We start from the raw sequence: 993 nt of genomic DNA on the forward strand, positions 1-993 counted from the left end.
GCCTGATGAGTCAGAGCAAGCTCTGGAAGAGACTCAAGATGAGCAACAGCCTGTCGCAGCAGAAGCAGAAGCAGAACAGGAACAAGAAGTTACTTCTCAAGCTCAGGTTGAAGAAGTACAAGAGAAGCCGACAGAAAGTTTCTTTGCTCGCCTAAAGCGTAGCCTGAGCCGCACTAAAGCAAACATTGGTGCAGGCTTCTTTGGTTTGTTCAAAGGTAAGAAAATCGATGATGATCTGTTTGAAGAGCTAGAAGAGCAGCTACTGATCGCGGATGTGGGTATGAACACCACGGTTAAGATCATTGAAAACCTGACAGAAAAAGCATCTCGTAATGACTTAAAAGACGGCGAAGCGCTTTATGGTCTGCTGAAAGAAGAGATGGCAGAGATCTTAAGCCAAGTGGAACAGCCATTAGTGGTTGATACCACCAAAACACCTTACGTTATCTTAATGGTTGGTGTGAATGGGGTTGGTAAGACAACGACTATCGGTAAGCTAGCGAAACAATTCCAAAATGAAGGCAAGAAAGTGATGCTAGCGGCGGGTGATACCTTCCGCGCGGCAGCTGTTGAGCAACTTCAGGTTTGGGGCCAGCGTAACGATGTGCCAGTTATCGCTCAACACACGGGTGCAGACAGTGCATCTGTTATCTACGATGCGATTGAAGCTGCGAAAGCTCGTGGTGTGGATGTTGTGATTGCCGATACAGCGGGTCGTCTGCAGAACAAGAGCAACCTGATGGAAGAGCTACGCAAGATTGTTCGTGTAATGAAGAAGATTGATGACTCTGCACCGCACGAAATCATGCTAACACTTGATGCTGGTACAGGTCAGAATGCTATCAGCCAAGCGAAACTGTTCAGTGAAGTTGCACCAGTAACCGGTATTACGCTAACTAAGTTAGACGGCACTGCGAAAGGTGGTGTGATTTTCTCAATTGCTGACCAGTTCCAGATTCCAATTCGTTACATTGGTGTTGGTGAAGGCATTGA

Annotated in this window: 1 protein-coding gene; it reads left to right on the top strand. The window is 46.8% G+C overall.

The window, feature by feature from the left end; translation table 11 throughout:
* On the top strand, positions 1 to 993 hold a 993-nt coding region (gene ftsY / locus A3712_RS08640), incomplete at both ends, for a signal recognition particle-docking protein FtsY (protein WP_063523095.1).

Origin of the sequence: Vibrio sp. HI00D65 (assembly GCF_001635455.1) — a bacterium.
Lineage (GTDB): Bacteria > Pseudomonadota > Gammaproteobacteria > Enterobacterales > Vibrionaceae > Vibrio.